The organism is Streptomyces sp. NPDC026417 (assembly GCF_055567695.1).
In genome coordinates this window covers 59,549-75,716 of sequence record NZ_JBVHPY010000014.1, presented here as the reverse complement: position 1 = coordinate 75,716, position 16,168 = coordinate 59,549, and the positions used below count along the sequence as shown (strand labels likewise).

The 16,168-nt window shown below is 72.3% G+C and carries 16 protein-coding genes; 10 read left to right on the top strand and 6 right to left on the bottom strand.

The genetic code is table 11. The features are described 5' to 3' along the window. The first annotated feature begins 221 nt into the window (after positions 1-221). Complete coding sequence (gene ssgD / locus ACZ4NT_RS22270) at positions 222-638, top strand: spore wall synthesis regulator SsgD (RefSeq protein ID WP_121407223.1); 417 nt, start codon at positions 222-224, stop codon at positions 636-638. A gap of 30 nt (positions 639-668) precedes the next feature. On the opposite strand, the gene ACZ4NT_RS22265 is transcribed toward ssgD, so the two are convergent. After that, positions 669-1,505 carry an isocitrate lyase/PEP mutase family protein gene (locus ACZ4NT_RS22265; protein ID WP_121407222.1) on the bottom strand — a complete coding sequence of 279 codons (837 nt, stop codon included), beginning with the start codon at positions 1,503-1,505 and terminating at the stop codon, positions 669-671. A 194-nt stretch (positions 1,506-1,699) separates the two neighbouring features. Further along, positions 1,700-2,380, bottom strand: a complete 681-nt coding sequence (locus tag ACZ4NT_RS22260; RefSeq protein ID WP_121407221.1) for a GOLPH3/VPS74 family protein — start codon at positions 2,378-2,380, stop codon at positions 1,700-1,702. Positions 2,381-2,740: 360 nt separating this feature from the next. Between ACZ4NT_RS22260 and ACZ4NT_RS22255 the strand changes: the two genes are divergently transcribed. From ACZ4NT_RS22255 to ACZ4NT_RS22245, 3 genes are all read left to right on the top strand, one after another. Further along, complete coding sequence (locus ACZ4NT_RS22255) at positions 2,741-4,375, top strand: ABC-F family ATP-binding cassette domain-containing protein (RefSeq protein WP_467727110.1); 1,635 nt, start codon at positions 2,741-2,743, stop codon at positions 4,373-4,375. Between the two features lie 186 nt (positions 4,376-4,561). After that, entirely contained in the window at positions 4,562-5,338 is a 777-nt protein-coding gene (gene ddaH, locus ACZ4NT_RS22250) for a dimethylargininase (RefSeq protein ID WP_467727108.1), read from the top strand. A gap of 182 nt (positions 5,339-5,520) precedes the next feature. Then, entirely contained in the window at positions 5,521-6,498 is a 978-nt protein-coding gene (locus tag ACZ4NT_RS22245; protein ID WP_121407218.1) for an acyl-ACP desaturase, read from the top strand. A 143-nt stretch (positions 6,499-6,641) separates the two neighbouring features. Here ACZ4NT_RS22245 and ACZ4NT_RS22240 read toward each other — a convergent pair whose 3' ends face one another. Further along, complete coding sequence (locus tag ACZ4NT_RS22240; RefSeq protein WP_121407217.1) at positions 6,642-6,887, bottom strand: WhiB family transcriptional regulator; 246 nt, start codon at positions 6,885-6,887, stop codon at positions 6,642-6,644. 294 nt (positions 6,888-7,181) lie between these two features. Between ACZ4NT_RS22240 and ACZ4NT_RS22235 the strand changes: the two genes are divergently transcribed. Then, a complete protein-coding gene (locus tag ACZ4NT_RS22235; protein WP_121407216.1) occupies positions 7,182-7,970 on the top strand; it encodes a VOC family protein in 789 nt (262 codons plus the stop codon). Positions 7,971-8,186: 216 nt separating this feature from the next. Here ACZ4NT_RS22235 and ACZ4NT_RS22230 read toward each other — a convergent pair whose 3' ends face one another. Continuing rightward, complete coding sequence (locus tag ACZ4NT_RS22230) at positions 8,187-9,239, bottom strand: LacI family DNA-binding transcriptional regulator (protein WP_121407215.1); 1,053 nt, start codon at positions 9,237-9,239, stop codon at positions 8,187-8,189. A 231-nt stretch (positions 9,240-9,470) separates the two neighbouring features. Next, positions 9,471-10,484, bottom strand: coding sequence for a non-homologous end-joining DNA ligase (ligD, locus tag ACZ4NT_RS22225; RefSeq protein WP_121407214.1), 1,014 nt, complete (start codon positions 10,482-10,484; stop codon positions 9,471-9,473). Positions 10,485-10,558: 74 nt separating this feature from the next. Here ligD and ACZ4NT_RS22220 point away from each other — a divergent pair, with 74 nt between their 5' ends. Then, positions 10,559-11,629 (top strand): ATP-dependent DNA ligase, encoded by a 1,071-nt coding sequence (locus ACZ4NT_RS22220; RefSeq protein WP_121407213.1) that lies wholly within the window; start codon positions 10,559-10,561, stop codon positions 11,627-11,629. A 149-nt stretch (positions 11,630-11,778) separates the two neighbouring features. Continuing rightward, on the top strand, positions 11,779-12,801 hold the full coding sequence (locus ACZ4NT_RS22215) for a DUF3048 domain-containing protein (RefSeq protein ID WP_467727104.1): 1,023 nt from the start codon (positions 11,779-11,781) through the stop codon (positions 12,799-12,801). A gap of 23 nt (positions 12,802-12,824) precedes the next feature. On the opposite strand, the gene ACZ4NT_RS22210 is transcribed toward ACZ4NT_RS22215, so the two are convergent. After that, complete coding sequence (locus tag ACZ4NT_RS22210) at positions 12,825-13,289, bottom strand: MarR family transcriptional regulator (RefSeq protein ID WP_121407212.1); 465 nt, start codon at positions 13,287-13,289, stop codon at positions 12,825-12,827. A 245-nt stretch (positions 13,290-13,534) separates the two neighbouring features. On the opposite strand from ACZ4NT_RS22210, the gene ACZ4NT_RS22205 reads away from it, so the two are divergent. The 3 genes from ACZ4NT_RS22205 to ACZ4NT_RS22195 are packed head-to-tail and all read left to right on the top strand — an operon-like array spanning position 13,535 to position 16,163. Beyond that, entirely contained in the window at positions 13,535-14,320 is a 786-nt protein-coding gene (locus tag ACZ4NT_RS22205; RefSeq protein WP_121407211.1) for a CoA transferase subunit A, read from the top strand. Next, positions 14,320-14,964 carry a CoA transferase subunit B gene (locus ACZ4NT_RS22200; RefSeq protein WP_121407210.1) on the top strand — a complete coding sequence of 215 codons (645 nt, stop codon included), beginning with the start codon at positions 14,320-14,322 and terminating at the stop codon, positions 14,962-14,964. The genes ACZ4NT_RS22205 and ACZ4NT_RS22200 overlap by 1 nt, the downstream gene beginning before the upstream one ends. Further along, positions 14,961-16,163: a thiolase family protein gene (locus ACZ4NT_RS22195; RefSeq protein ID WP_467727101.1), complete on the top strand. Its 1,203-nt coding sequence runs from the start codon at positions 14,961-14,963 to the stop codon at positions 16,161-16,163. The genes ACZ4NT_RS22200 and ACZ4NT_RS22195 overlap by 4 nt, the downstream gene beginning before the upstream one ends. Positions 16,164-16,168 lie beyond the last annotated feature (5 nt).

Genomic DNA, 16,168 nt, shown 5'->3' with positions numbered 1-16,168 from the left:
CGTCCAGATGGCCTCCGGGGGAACCCGGAGAGCCCGACCGGGTGTCCGGAGACGACGGGGTGAGAAATGGATCACCCAGCGGAACGTCAGCCACTCCGAATGAAGTCGGTGACAGAGGTCACTCGGGTTTCATGTGCACGGATTGGCTCATTCCATCGTCTCCTCAAGTACCAGATCTCGTCCGTCCGGAGTCCGTCCAGCCGTCACAAGGGAGCAAGGCGTTGTCCACCGTCATCGAGCAGCCCGTAGAGGCCCGCCTCGTCGCCGCCGCGCCGCGGATGCCGAGCATTCCCGCAACGCTCCACTACGACCGGCAGGACCCCTTCGCCGTCCGCATGACCTTTCCCGCCCCCGCCACGCTGGAAGGCGTCGAGGTCTGCTGGACCTTCGCCCGCGAACTGCTCGTGTCCGGCTTGGAGGGGCCGGAGGGGGACGGCGACGTACGGGTGCGGCCGTACGGATACGACCGCACCGTCCTGGAGTTCCACGCCCCGGAGGGCACCGCGGTGGTGCACATCCGCTCGGGCGAGGTGCGCGGTTTCCTGGAGCGTACGACGGAGCTGGTGCCCTTCGGTCTCGAACACCTCCAGCTCGACCTGGACCACGATCTTGCGGAGCTGATTCGGGACGCGTGCTGACGGCTGCCGGCGGCCGCCTCGGGTGCCGTCCTAGCGGCTGCCGCCGATCAGGCCGTTGAGCTCGCCGTAGTCGAGGCCGTCGGCCAGCTCGTCGTAGGTTCCCTTGCCCAGCAGCTCCCGCGCGGCACGGCGGACCACGGCGTGCGCCGCCTGCGCGATGCCCGCGCCCGCGCTGATCCGGGCGACACCGAACGAGGCCAGCTCGGAGACGGTGGACGGCATCCAGTGGCCGACCATGACGTTCAGCGGTGCGTCGATGCCCTCGGCCAGCGTCTTGACGACCGCCGGGTCCACGGCACCGGGGACGAAGATGCCGTCGGCCCCGGCGGCGAGGAAGGCGGCGGCGCGCTCCAGCGTCTCCTCGACCGAACCGCCGCCGCGGAGGAAGGTGTCGGTGCGCGCGTTGACGAACAGCGGCACCCCGGCCTCGTCGGCCGCGGCGCGTGCCGCGGCGATGCGCTCCGCCTGCTCGCCGACGGGCCGCAGCACCCCGCTTCCGTCGTGCAGCGCGTCCTCGATGTTCACGCCCACGGCCCCGGCGGCGAGGACCGCCCGGACGGTGTCCTTGACGCCCTCGGCGTCGTCCGCGTAGCCGCTCTCGATGTCCGCCGTGACCGGGATCCGTACCCGGGCGGCGATCTGCTCGACGGCGGCGATCGCCCGGTCCCGGTCGACATGGTCCCCGTCGGCGGCGCCCAGCTCCCAGGCGATGCCCGCGCTGGTGGTCGCCAGAGCGGCGGCGCCCGCCTCCTCGACGAGCAGGGCGCTCACCGTGTCCCAGGCGTTGGGCAGGACGAGCGGGCGGCCGGGGACGTGCAGGGCGCGGAAGGCGGTGGCCGTGGCGTGGAGGGTGGTGTGAGTGGTCATATGCACGAGCCAACCATCGTGCGCTCAAGCGTGGCTAGCGAGAACCGGACAGGTACGTGGGACGGTCTCGGCCTGCGGTGACGGGCGGGTCGGCGGAACTCCGCCGCGACGGCCGACTCCCTTCCGGGGCAGCCGTGTTCAGCGGTGCGCGGGCCGACTCCGCGCCGTACGGGGGACGTTCGGGTGAGAGCCGGTCAACTCCCCGTTCCCGCACCGGCGGTCGAGGCCGCGGTGACCGCGACGATCATCGCCGTCCGCACCTCCTGGATGACCTTCTTCAGGGCGGGGGCGGCAGCCCCGCTCCGCTCCGTGAGTTCCTCGATGCGCGCCTTGTACTGCTTGCGGTCCTTGCCGGACACGAACGGGCGGAGTTCGGCCGCCGCGGCCAGCGCGACGAGGGCCGCGTCACGGTCGGAGACCTCGGCGACGGGCCGGTGCCCTTCCAGCACGAGCCGCGCCTCCTCCCGCAGCGCCGCCACCACCGGCACCCGGGCCAGCTCGTACTCCACGGACGGGAAGAGGCCGAGCACCCGCTTCTTCCGCGCCCGCAGATAGCCGTCGGCGGCGAGTTGCGCCCGCAGCGCGTCCAGGGTGACGCGCGCCCGCAGCGTCACCCATGTCTTCCACTTGCGGGGGCGTGACTCCTCGACGAGCTCCAGCAGGCCGTCGAGCACCAGGTCGCCGGTGCGGCCGTCGGCGTCGGCCGGGGTGGCGATGCCGTCCACGTCGGTGAGCAGCCCGCGCTGGGCCAGCTCCGTGAGAGCGCCGGCCCGGACCAGGTGGTGGAGGTGGGTCGCCCCGCTGACCTTGAGTTTCGTGGTGTCCCAGGCCAGCAGGTAGAGCCGGGCGGGCAGCGAGAGCGAGCCGTCGGGCACGGGGTCTCCTTCACGTCGTCGGGGGCGGGGCCCACCGTAGGCGGCGGGGCCCGGTGCCGTGTCGGCTCGGCTCCGGCGCCCCCTCCTTTTTTATTCCGTTGACAGCCCCGGGACCCCTTCCTACGGTGGAATGGTCCTGTTGCCGTCGATTGGAGAAGGACGTTGCTCGTCTGAGGTCCTGAGACACCGCGTCACTCGCGGCCGGCCCTGCCCGGCCTCCGTGTGCGCAGCGTGCGACCTCGGCGTTTCGAGCCGTCCTCCCGGCACGGGCCTTTTCTCTTGAGCCCCCTCCCGGACTGTCGTCACCTCGCGGTGTCCCGAACGCATTCCCCCGACCGCACCCGGCAACCGCGAGGCTCCATGTCCACCTTCCCCACGTCCATCACCTGTACCTCCCTGTCCTTCTCCTGGCCGGACGGCACCGCCGTCCTCGACGATCTGCAGGCCTCCTTCGGTCCCGGCAGGACCGGGCTCGTCGGTGCCAACGGCGCCGGCAAGTCGACCCTGCTGAAGTTGATCGCGGGCGATCTCACCCCGGCCGGCGGCACGGTCCGCGTCGCGGGCGAGGTCGGTCACCTTCCGCAGAACGTCACGCTCGACACCGCCCTGCGCGTCGACGAGGTGCTCGGCATCGCCGCGACCCGCGCCGCACTGCACGCCATCGAGGCGGGCGACGCGGCGGAGGAACACTTCACGGCCGTCGGCGACGACTGGGACGTGGAGGAGCGCGCGGAGGCGATGCTCGGCGAACTCGGTCTCGGCCACATCGGGTTGGACCGCACGATCGGCGAGCTGTCCGGCGGGGAGTCGGTGCTGCTGCGGCTGGCCGCGCTGCTGCTCCGGCGCCCCGACGTACTGCTCCTCGACGAACCGACGAACAACCTCGACCTGTACGCGCGAAGGCGGCTGTACGCGGCCGTCGAGGCCTGGTCCGGCGTGATGGTCGTGGTCAGCCACGACCGCGAACTCCTCGACCTGGTCGACCAGATCGCGGAGCTGCACTCCGGGGAGGTCACCTGGTACGGCGGCAACTTCTCCGCGTACGAGGAGGCGCTCAGCGGTGAACAGGAGGCGGCGGAGCGCATGATGCGCGTCGCCGAGTCCGATCTGCGGAAGCAGAAGCGCGAACTGGCCGACGCGCAGGTCAAACTGGCCCGCCGCAAGCGGTACGGGCAGAAGATGTTCGAGCAGAAGCGCGAGCCGAAGATCGTCATGGGGGCACGCAAGCGCGCGGCGCAGGAGTCCGCGGGCAAGCACCGCCTCCTGCACGAGGAGAGACTCGCCGAGGCCAGGGAGCGGTTCGACGAGGCGGCGAGCGCCGTGCGGGACGACGACGAGATCCGCGTCGACCTGCCCCACACGGCCGTGCCGCCCGGCCGTACCGTCCTCGGCCTCCGGGACCTGGAGCTCCGGTACGGCGCCCGGGTGGACGGGGCGTTCGAGTTGCGCGGGCCCGAGCGGGTGGCGCTGATCGGACGCAACGGCGCGGGCAAGACCACGTTGCTGCGGACGATCGCCGGAGAGCTGGCGCCGGTGTCCGGAGAGGCGGAGGTCCAGGTGCCGATGCGTTTCCTGCCGCAGCGGCTCGACGTCCTCGACGAGGAGCTGACGGTCGCGGAGAACGTGGCCCGCTTCGCGCCGGGCGCCACGAACAACCGGATCCGGGCGCGACTGGCCCGCTTCCTGTTCAAGGGCGCGCGGGCCGATCAGCTCGCGGCCACGCTCTCCGGCGGCGAGCGCTTCCGCGCGGCGCTGGCCGCTCTGATGCTGGCGGAGCCCGCACCCCAGCTGCTGATGCTCGACGAGCCGACGAACAATCTCGACATGGCGAGCGTCCGGCAGCTCACGGCGGCCCTGGAGTCGTACGAGGGGGCCCTGATCGTGGCCGCCCACGACGTGCCGTTCCTGGAATCGATCGGCATCACGCGCTGGCTGCTGCTGGAAGGGGGCGAGCTGACGGAGACCACGGCGGAGGCGGTCGCGGACCCCGCCTAGGCCGCGTGGCGGGGCAGGAGGGACGGTGCGGACTCCCCCCGGGGCCGTGCGGCCCGGTGCCCGGCGGAGGGGCCCCTGCCCTCCGCCGGGCCCCCGCGCCCGTCCGCACGGCACGTGGGGGCTTCTGTCCGCGCGGACGACGCTGCATGATGTGCGCCAGACCCCTGCCGATTCGGAGACCCGCACGTGCCCAGCAAGAAGGCCCTCGTCCGCCGCCCCGGCCCCCGCCTCGCGGAGGGCCTGGTCACGCATCTCGAGCGGGCGGAGGTCGACGTCGACCTCGCGGTCGAGCAGTGGGAGGCGTACACGGAGGCCCTGCGCACACACGGCTGGGAGACCGTCGAGGTGGACCCCGCCGACGACTCCCCCGATGCGGTGTTCGTGGAGGACACGGTCGTCGTCTTCCGCAACGTGGCGCTGATCGCCCGCCCGGGAGCGGAGTCCCGGCGCGGCGAGACCGCCGGGGTGGAGGAGGCCGTGGCCCGCCTCGGCTGCTCGGTGAACTGGATCTGGGAGCCGGGCACCCTCGACGGCGGGGACGTCCTGAAGATCGGCGACACCCTGTACGTGGGACGCGGCGGACGGACCAACGCCGCGGGCGTCCAGCAGATGCGCGCGGTCTTCGAGCCGCTGGGGGCCCGTGTGGTCGCCGTCCCGGTGAACCGGGTGCTGCACCTGAAGTCGGCCGTCACCGCGCTGCCCGACGGCACCGTTCTCGGACACATCCCCCAGGTGGACGCCCCGTCGCTGTTCCCCCGCTTCCTGCCGGTGCCGGAGGAGTCCGGCGCGCACGTGGTGCTGCTCGGCGGCGGGAAGCTGCTGATGGCGGCCAGCGCGCCGAAGACCGCGGAACTGCTCTCCGACCTGGGGCACGAGCCCGTGCTCGTCGACATCGGCGAGTTCGAGAAGCTCGAAGGCTGTGTGACGTGCCTCTCGGTGCGCCTACGGGAGCTGTACGTCTGAAGCCGTCCGGAAGCCGTCGGTTCGGCCCTCTGGCCTGCACCTCCGCGCATGGGCGGACGCTCAGCGGGAACCCGCTGATCAGCGGCCTTTACGGAGTTCTTAACCTACGGTCTCGTAACCTACGGGTACGTAGCCTACGATGCCGTAGGTTATCTCCGCTCGTACGTCCCCCTGGAGCCCCCGTGACGACCACCACTCCCCGACTCGACAGCCCGTCCAACGTCTGGACCGACGCTCGACTGCTGTACGCCTTGGAGGAAGTGGTCGAAACGGAACTCAACCGCCACCTCAAGGTGGCGAAGGACTGGATGCCCCACGAGTACGTGCCGTGGAGCGACGGCCGCAACTTCCCCGGTCTGTTCGAGGACGGCGAGGCCTGGGACAAGGAGCAGTCCAAGGTCACCGAGATCGGCCGGATCGCGCTGGTCGTGAACCTGCTGACCGAGGACAACCTGCCGAGCTACCACCACGAGATCGCGTCCCTCTTCGGACGCGACGGCGCCTGGGGCACCTGGGTGCACCGCTGGACCGCGGAGGAGGGCCGGCACGGCATCGTGATGCGCGACTACCTGCTCGCCTCGCGTGCGGTGGACCCGGACAAGCTGGAAGCGTTCCGCATGGCCCACATGAGCGAGGGCTTCGAGTCGGACAACCGCCACTCGATGCTGCACTCGGTCGCGTACGTCGCCTTCCAGGAACTGGCCACCCGCATCTCGCACCGCAACACCGGTCACCAGTCGGGCGACCCGGTCTGCGACCGCATGCTGGCGCGTATCGCGACCGACGAGAACCTGCACATGGTCTTCTACCGGAACCTGCTGAAGGCCGCCTTCGAGCTCGCCCCCGACCTGACCATGCAGGCCGTGCGCGACGTCGTCGTCAACTTCCGGATGCCCGGTCACGGCATGCCCGGCTTCGAGCGCGCCGCCGCGCAGATGGCCATCGGTGAGGTCTACAACATGCGCATCCACCACGACGACGTGCTGCAGCCGGTGCTGCGCCACCTCAGGGTCCTGGAGATCGACGGTCTCGGCCCGGAGGGTGTGCGCGCGCAGGAGGAGCTCGGTCTCTACATGCGCGGTCTGGACTCGGAGGCCTCGAAGTTCGACGAGAAGCTCGCCGCACGCAAGGCCCGGATGGCGGCGCGCGCCGCCGGCTGACCCGCTGCGGGCCGGCTCCCCCGGCCGGCCCGCACCACGGGGGCCCGGACAGCGGGCCCCCTTCTTTCGCTCCCCGCCCCCTCAGGGCCCGCCCCGGCGGACCACCGTGAGTCCCTGCCGGGCCCCGCGGCGGTCCGCCGCGGTCATTCCCGGGCCCGCCGGAGACCGAGCCGCTCCTTCTCGGAGAGACCGCCCCACACTCCGAAGCGCTCGTCGTGGTCCAGCGCGTAGTCGAGACAGGCGGGACGCATCTCGCACATGGCGCAGATGCGCTTCGCCTCCCGTACCGAGCTGCCCGGCTCGGGAAAGAAGAAGTCGGCCCCGGTCTGCGCGCAGAGCGCCTGCTCCTGCCAGGCCGTGTCGGGCTCGATGATCGTGTCGATGTGCATGGCGAGATCGTGCCCCGCGGCGAAAAACGTTCGATCAACGCCGGATCAACGGCTCGTACCGGAGCCTCGGCGGACCCCTGATGATGGCCCCGTCCGGCGTGCCGACGCACAGCGGCGCGCGGAAGGACGAGCCGATTCCCCGGACACCGCCCACGCACACCGGGCCCGCGCCGCGCGGCCGGCGGGCTCGCGATCCCGCTCCGCGGGGGCGTCCGCCCGTCCGGCGGCGATTGTCGGTGGGCGGTGCCAGACTCGGCAGTGCAGGCAACGGGACCCCGCAGAGGAGGGCACACCATGCTCACCACCCGTTTCGTGAACGGCGCTCCGAACTGGCTCGACGTCGGCACGTCCGACATCGAGGGCGCCTCGTCCTTCTACGGGAGTCTCTTCGGCTGGCGGTTCACGTCGGCGGGCCCCGACGCCGGTGGCTACGGCTTCTTCCAACTGGACGGCAAGACCGCCGCCGGCGGCATGCAGACCACTCCCGAGCAGGGCCCGCCCTCCTGGACGGTGTACTTCCAGAGTCCCGACGCCGAGGCCACGGCCAAGGCGGTCGAACAGACCGGGGGCGCGGTGCTCATGCCGCCCATGGCCGTGATGGGCGAGGGTCACATGGCCGTCCTCGCGGACAAGGCGGGCGTGCCCTTCGGCATCTGGCAGCCGGCCCGGCTCAAGGGGCTGGACGTGGCCGGAGACCCCGGCTCCGTGTGCTGGATCGAGCTCTACACCCCGGACGTCCCCGCGGCCGCCGCGTTCTACCACTCCGTGTTCGGCTGGAACACCTCGGCGATGCCCTTCCCCGGCGGCACCTACACCTGCGTCAACCCGGCCGGCACCGAGGAGGAAGCCATGTTCGGCGGCGTCGTCCCGCTGTCCTCCGCCCCCGCGGAGACCGGCGCGTACTGGCTGCCGTACTTCGAGGTCGCCGACACGGACGCCACGGTCGCCCGGGCCCGGGAGCTGGGTGGCACGGTCCGCATGCCGGCGACGGACATGGAGGGCGTGGGCCGCATGGCCAAGCTCGCCGATCCGTACGGGGCCCGCTTCGCGGTGATCAGGAGCACGGCACCCCAGCAGGGCTGAGGCGCACCGCGGCGGCGCCGGTTCCCGACGGACCCGGCCGCCCCGGCACGCTCGGGGCGGCCCGCCCGTCCCGCGAGCGGCGGTCGGCACCGGAGCGGCGTGCCACACCGGGCCCCCGGGCGACCCTCCCAAGGGCAGCCACGCCCCCGCCGCACCCGGGACCGGCCGATCACCGCTGTGCACGGCATCCGCCTCGCGAGAGGCGTCCCGCCCGGTCTAGGCGGAAGCCCGCCGCACCAGTGTCGTCGGCAGGACCACGCTCGACGGCGCGCTCTCCGGCCGGGCCTTCGCGCCGCCGCGATCGAGGTTGCGCAGCAGCATCCGTGCCATCAACCGGCCCATCTCCTCTATGTCCTGACGGACCGTCGTGAGGGGCGGGTCGGTCTGTTCGGCGACCGGCTGCATGTCGTCGAAGCCGATCACGGCGACGTCCTCGGGCACGCGGCGGCCCTGGGCGCGCAGGATCCGCAGCGCGCCCGAGGCGGTCAGGTCGTTCGCGGCGAACACCGCGTCCACGTCGGGCCGGCGCCGCAGGAGTTCGCGCATCGCGCGCTCGCCGCCGCCCGACGTGAAGTCGCCCTCCGCGACCAGCCCGGGATCGGCGTCGACCCGGCCGTCCCGGAACCCGTCCAGCCGGTCCACCGCCGAAGTCTGGTCGAGGGGGCCGGTGATGTGCGCGATCCGGGTGCGGCCGAGCCCCACCAGATGACGTACGGCCTCCCGGGCGCCACCCCGGTTGTCGCTGTCGACGTACACCGGGGAGGCGGAAGCGGTCGTCCCCTCGCCCCAGCCCGGCCGTCCCCCGAAGACGGTCGGGACGCCGGCGCCCAGGATCAGCTCCGGCAGCGGGTCGTCGAGGTGCAACGAGAAGACCAGAGCGCCGTCGACATGACCGCCGGCGAGATAGCGGCCGACGCGTGTGTGATCGTCGCGCCCCTCGGTGAGCAGCAGGACGAGCTGGGTGTCGTGGGCCGTCAGTTCCTTGCTGATGCCCCGGAGCTGGAGTCCGAAGAAGGGGTCGGCGAAGACTCTCGTCTCCGGTTCGGCGATGACCACGGCCACGGCGTCGTGGCGCCGGGTGACGAGACTGCGGGCGGCCTGGTTGGGCACGTACCCGAGTTCCTCGACGGCCCGTCTGACCCGCTCGACCAGCGGCTCGCGCACGCCGTCACCGCCGTTGACGACACGTGACACGGTGGCCCGGGACACACCGGCACGGGCGGCCACGGCCTCCAGCGTGGGGCGCGGCTCTGTCGTCGGCTCGGTCACCTCAGGGCTCCTCCTCGGCGGTTGCCGATCAGGATAGCCGCGCCGCTCCGACGCCGTGCGGGCGCTCCCTGACGGGGCGTCCGGTGCGCGAGAACCCGCGGCCGACCACGCCGGAAGCCGGGTACGCCCGCGCCGGGCCCCGCCAGCGCCGGGCCGTGTCCGCACTGTCCCCGCTGCCCCGCGACGCCTGGCACGCGCTCCGGGCCGACGGCGGGACTTTGCGGGCACGGCCTAAGGGGTGTGCTTGGCCCGGCTCGGCTGTACGCGTTTGGGCTCGCCCGGCATCTTCGGGTACTCGGGCGGATACGGCAGGTCGCCCAGCCCGTGGTCGTGCTCGTCCCGGCTGGCGAGTTCCAGCAGCGCCTCCAGGGAGAAGGCGTGATCGTCCATGTCGGCGTGCACGTCGCCGAGTTCGGCGAAGCGTCCCGGCATGGTCGCCAGGTCGAAGTCCCGGGGCACCGCCTGCCCCACCTCCTCCCAGCGCAGGGGGGCCGACACGGGGGCGTGCGGGCGGGGGCGTACGGAGTAGGCCGAGGCGATGGTGCGGTCCCGCGCGGTCTGGTTGTAGTCCACGAAGATCTTCTCGCCCCGCTGCTCCTTCCACCAGGCGGTGGTCACCTGCTCGGGCATACGGCGTTCCAGCTCGCGGCCTGCGGCGATGGCGGCGCGCCGCACCTGGGTGAACGTCCAGCGCGGCTCGATGGGCACGAAGACGTGCAGGCCCCGCCCGCCGGACGTCTTCGGCCAGCCGCGCAGCCCGCCGTACTCGTGGAGCACCTCGCGCAGCTCGTGGGCGGCGCGCACGGCGTCGGCGTAGTCCGTGCCGGGCTGCGGATCGAGGTCGAGGCGGAGTTCGTCGGGGTGGTCGACGTCGCCGCCGCGCACCGGCCACGGATGGAAGGTGAGCGTGCCGAACTGCGCCGCCCACACCACGGCGCCGACCTCGGTGGGACACATCTCGTCGGCGGTGCGGCCACTCGGGAAGGCGATGTGGGCGGTCGGGATCCAGTCGGGCATGTTCTTGGGCGCCCGCTTCTGGAAGAACGACTCGCCGGTCACGCCCTCGGGGTAGCGCTCCAGGGTGGTGGGGCGGTTGCGCAGGGCGCGCAGGATGCCGTCGCCGACCGCGAGGTAGTACCGGGCGAGGTCCAGCTTCGTGAAGCCGCGCTCGGGAAAGAAGATCTTGTCCGGGCTGGACAGACGCACCGTCCTGCCGGCTGCCTCGAGTTCCACCGCTTCGCCCATGCGAGCCACGGTAGGCGTATGGCACATACCTCGCACACCGGGCGAAGCGGTGCGCGACCGCGCAGAATCGGACCATGGACCTGCCGGTGATGCCGCCCGTGAAGCCGATGCTCGCCAAGTCCGTGGCGACGATCCCGCCGGGCATGCAGTACGAGGCGAAGTGGGACGGGTTCCGCGCGATCGTCTTCCGCGACGGCGCCGAGATCGAACTCGGCAGTCGTACCGGAAAGCCCCTGACCAGGTACTTCCCCGAACTGGTCGAGGCGTTGCGGGAGCGGCTGCCGCAGCGGTGCGTGGTGGACGGCGAGATCGTGATCGCCCGGGACGGCCGCCTGGACTTCGACGCGCTGACGGAGCGCATCCATCCGGCGGACTCGCGCGTGCGGATGCTCGCGGAGCGGACTCCGTCGTCCCTGGTGGTCTTCGACCTGCTGGCCCTCGCCGACGAGTCGCTGCTCGACGTGCCGCTCACGGACCGGCGCTCGCTCCTGACCACGGCCCTGTCCGGCGTGGCCGCCCCGGTCCACGTGGCCCCGGCGACGGCGGACATCGAGGTCGCCCGGAACTGGTTCGAGCAGTACGAGGGCGCGGGCCTGGACGGCGTGATCGCCAAACCGCTGACCGGGCACTACCGGCAGGACGAGCGCGCCATGTTCAAGATCAAGCACGAGCGCACCGCGGACGTGGTGGTCGCGGGCTACCGCTTCCACAAGAGCGGACCCGTCGTCGGCTCGCTGCTGCTCGGGCTGTACGACGACCGGGGCGCACTGCAGCACGTCGGGGTGTCCGCCGCCTTCACGATGAAGCGGCGCGCGGAGCTGGTCGAGGAGCTGGAGCCGCTGCGGATGGCCGACATCGGCGAGCACCCCTGGGCCGCCTGGGCGCAGGAGGCGGCGCACGAGTCCGCCCGGCTGCCCGGGGCGCCGAGCCGCTGGTCGTCGAAGAAGGACCTCTCGTGGGTGCCGCTGCGCCCCGAGCGGGTGGCCGAGGTGGCCTACGACCACATGGAGAACGGTGCGCGGTTCCGGCACACGGCCCGCTTCCGCCGCTGGCGCCCGGACCGCGCGGCCGAGAGCTGCACGTACGGCCAGTTGGAGGAGCCGGTGCGCTACGACCTCTCGGAGATCCTCGGTCCGCCCGCCTGACCGGGCCGGCACTGCCGTCGACCGAGGGGGACCTTGCCCGCCGGCGACCACCCCGCGGGTGTCCGCCCCCGTCGGCGTCCTCCGCTGAGCCGTTCGGCCCACTGCGCGCGCACCGTGGCACGAGATCGGGTATGGCCACCGATGAACGTATGAGCGCACAATCGACAGCACAGGACATGGTGGCCACGGTGGGCATGGGACAGATGACGCGAACGCGGCGCGGCGTGATGACGGCGGCGCTGCTGACCGCCGCGGTGACGGGTTCCCTGATGACGGGCTGCACCGCGGGCGGCGGCCCGCTCGACGACGGACGCGGGCGGCACGACGAGCCCTCCCCCACGGACACGACGCGGAGGACCGCCGACCCGGTGCTCGCCGTGAAGATCGACAATGCGGGGGCCGCGCGGCCGCAGACGGGTCTGAATGCCGCGGACGTGGTCTACGCGGAGCAGGTCGAGGGCGGACTGAGCAGGCTGATGGCCGTGTACGCCACCGAACTGCCCGAGGTGGTGGGGCCGGTGCGCAGCGCCCGCGAGTCGGACCTGGAGCTGTTGCGCCAGTTCGACGAGCCGACGCTCGCCTTCTCCGGCGCGCAGCACAAGCTGCTGCCGCTGATCGACAAGGCGCCGCTGCGTGCCGTCCGCCCGGAGGAGAACGAGGGCGCCTACTACCGCGGCACCGACAAGGCGGCGCCGCACAACCTCTATCTGCGCCCCCGGAAGCTGATGGACGCGACTCCGGGTGCGGACGCCCTGACGACGGGTTTCCGCTACGGCGCGGCTCCCGCGGGCGGCAGCCCCGAGACCCGGCGGACGGTCCGCTTCCCGGCGGCCCGCTTCACGTTCACCTGGTCCGCGGAGCGGGAGCGCTGGCTGGTGGCGATGGACGGCAGGCCGACCCGGACGACGGACGGCGCGCAGGTGGCGCCCGCGACGGTGGTGGTGCAGCACGTGACCGTGCGGGAGTCCCGGTTCCACGACGTCCTGGGCAACAACACGCCGTACACGCAGACCCTCGGGTCGGGCAAGGCCGAAGTACTGCGCGACGGGCAGGTGTTCGACGTCGACTGGCATCGGCGCTCGGCGGCGGACGGCACGGAGTTCACGACGGCGGACGGGACGCGGATGAACTTCGCGAAGGGCCAGGTGTGGGTGGTGTTCACCAAGGCCTGAGGCCGTCGCCCCGGACCGCCCGGTCAGGCCTTGGCCGCGAGGGGTTCCGTCGGATGGCGGAGCCCCTCGGCGGCGTCCGCGACGCGCTGGATGAGGTCGAAGAACCGGGTCTGCTCCTCGGCGGTGAGCGGGCCGAGGAAGACCTGGTTCATCCGGGCCGTGCGCACGGTCAGCTTGCGGTGGGTGCGCATGCCCTCTTCGGTGAGGCGCAGCAGGAAGCGGCGGCCGTCCTGCGGGTCGCGCACCTTGTCCAGGAGATCCCGGCGGCCGAGCCGGCTGATGACCTCGGCGATGGTGGAGCGGTCCAGCCCCACCCGCTCCCCCACGGTGCGCTGGTCGAGGCCCGGTTCCGCGACGAGCGCGTTCAGGACCGCGAACTGCGGCGAGGTGATCTCCTCGGACACCATCGTGTTCCACAGCAGGTAGTGCGCCTGCTGCAACCGCCGGGCCAGGTGCCCGGGGTGGGTGGAGAGGTCCACCGCGGCCATGTGCGCTCCTCGGTCCGCGCCCCCGCGGGGTTCCCGCGACGTGGCACCGTCATTTTGGTTGGTGCACTGAACGATACCCCGACGCCGGTTCACCCGTCTCCTGGCACGTCAACCTCCCCAACGTTCGATATCGGGGGCCTTGACGGCTCGGGGATCGGCTGGCAGCGTGTCTGAAACCTCGAATAAATAATCAGTGCCCTGACTATCTGAGGCACTGGGCGCTCGGGAGAGAGGGGGCTTCACGGATGGACAAGGTGGTCGCCAGCGCCCTGGAGGCGGTGGCCGATGTGCCGGACGGCGCGACCCTGGCGGTCGGCGGTTTCGGACTGAGCGGGGTGCCGACGGCGCTGATCGGGGCGCTGTACGAGCGCGGGGTGTCCGGCCTCGGCGTGGTGTCCAACAACTGCGGCGCCATGGAGTCCGGGCTCGCGGTCCTGCTCGCGGCGGGCCGCATCGCCCGCGTCACCGGCTCGTACATCGGCGCGAACAAGGAGTTCGCCCGGCAGTACCTGGGCGGAGAGCTGGAGGTCGAGATGATCCCGCAGGGGACGCTCGCCGAGCGGCTGCGGGCCGGAGGCTCCGGCATCCCCGCGTTCTACACCCCGGCCGGGGTGGGCACACAGGTCGCGGACGGCGGACTGCCCTGGCGCTACGACGGCTCCGGCGGCGTCGCGCTGGCCTCGCCGCCCAAGGAGGTGCGCGAGTTCGACGGCACCGAGTACGTGCTGGAGCACGGCATCCGCACCGACTTCGCACTGGTACGGGCCGCGAAGGGCGACCGGCACGGGAACCTCGTCTTCAACAAGTCGTCGCGGAACTTCAACCCTCTCGCCGCGATGGCGGGACGGGTGACGATCGCCGAGGTGGAGGAGCTGGTGGAGCCGGGCGCGATCGATCCGGACGCGGTCCATCTGCCGGGCATCTTCGTCCAGCGCGTCCTCGCGCTCACCCCCGAGCAGGCGAGCGCCAAGCCGATCGAGAAGCGGACGGTCTCGTCCCCCGCCGCCGGCGGCGGAACGGTGGGCGCGTGATGGCCTGGAGCAGGGAGGAGATGGCCGCCCGCGCGGCGCGCGAACTGCGGGACGGCCAGTACGTGAACCTCGGCATCGGACTGCCGACGCTGATCCCCAACCACCTCCCGCCGGGCGTGGAGGTGGTCCTGGAGTCGGAGAACGGCATCCTCGGCACCGGCCCCTACCCCACCGAGGAGCAGGTCGACCCGGACCTGATCAACGCGGGCAAGGAGACCGTCACCGTCCTGCCCGGCGCCTCCTACTTCGACTCCGCTCTCTCCTTCGGGATGATCCGGGGCGGGCACATCGACGTCGCCGTCCTCGGCGCCATGCAGGTCTCCGCGGGCGGCGACCTCGCCAACTGGGCGATCCCCGGCAAGATGATCACCGGCATCGGCGGCGCCATGGACCTCGTGCACGGCGCCCGTACGGTCGTCGTGGTGATGACGCACACCGCCAAGGACGGCTCACCCAAGATCCTCCAGGAGTGCGCGCTGCCGTTGACCGGGAAGGCCTGCGTCGACCGGATCATCACCGACCTCGGCGTCCTGGACGTCACCCCGGACGGGCTGGTGCTCGTGGAGACAGCCCCGGGCGTCACCGCCGAGGAGATCACCGCCAAGACCGCCGCCAAGGTGCGCCTGCCCGAGGAGGTCTCATGAGGGACGTCTACATCGTCGACGCGGTCCGCACGCCGGTCGGCCGCTACAACGGCGCGCTGGCCGGCGTCCGTCCGGACGACCTGGCCGCCCACGCCATCCGCGCGCTCCTCGCCCGTACTCCCGCCCTGGACCCCGCACGGATCGAGGACGTGTACCTCGGGAACGCCAACGGCGCGGGCGAGGAGAACCGCAACGTCGCCCGGATGGCCGCCCTGCTCGCCGGGCTGCCCACCTCCGTGCCCGGCGTCACCGTCAACCGGCTGTGCGCGTCCGGCCTGGAGGCCGTCATCCAGGCCGCGCGGGCCATCGCGCTCGGCGACGCCTCCATCGCCCTGGCCGGCGGGGTCGAGTCGATGACCCGCGCCCCCTATGTGCTGCCCAAGAGCGACAAGCCGTTCCCGGCCGCGCACACCGAGCTGTACTCGACCACGCTGGGCTGGCGCATGGTCAACCCGCGGATGGAACCGCAGTGGACCGTCCCGCTGGGCGAGTCCGCCGAACTCATCGCCGAGAAGCACAGGATCACCCGTGCGCAGCAGGACGAGTTCGCGCTGGCCAGTCATCGCAAGGCCGCCGCCGCCCAGGCCGCGGGCCTCTTCGACGCCGAGATCGCGCCCGTGCCGGTCCCCCGCCGGAAGGGGGACCCGGTCGACTTCGCCGTCGACGAGTCCGTCCGCGCGGACGCGTCCCTGGAGGCGATGGCCCGGCTGAAGCCGTCGTTCCGTCCGGAGGGCGGGACCGTGACGGCGGGCAACGCCTCCCCGCTGAACGACGGGGCCGCCGCACTGCTCCTGGCCGACGAGGCGGGCCTGCGGGCCACCGGCCGCGAACCCCTCGCCCGGGTGAGCGCGTCCGGTGTCTCGGCGATCGACCCGCACTACTTCGGACTCGCCCCCGTCGAGGCCGTCAACCGCGCTCTCGCCAAGGCCGGCAGGGGATTCGACGACCTGTCGACACTGGAACTCAACGAGGCCTTCGCCGCGCAGGTCCTCGGCTGTGTCGCCGAGTGGCCCGCGTTCGACCCGGCGATCCTCAACCCGCGGGGCGGCGCGATCGCGCTCGGCCATCCGCTCGGCGCGTCCGGCGCCCGCCTCGCGGGCACCGTCGCCCACCAGCTCCGGGCCGCCGGCTCCGGTGTCGGCGTCGCCACCCTCTGCATCGGCGTGGGCCAGGGCCTCGCCCTCGTCCTCGAACGATAGGAAGT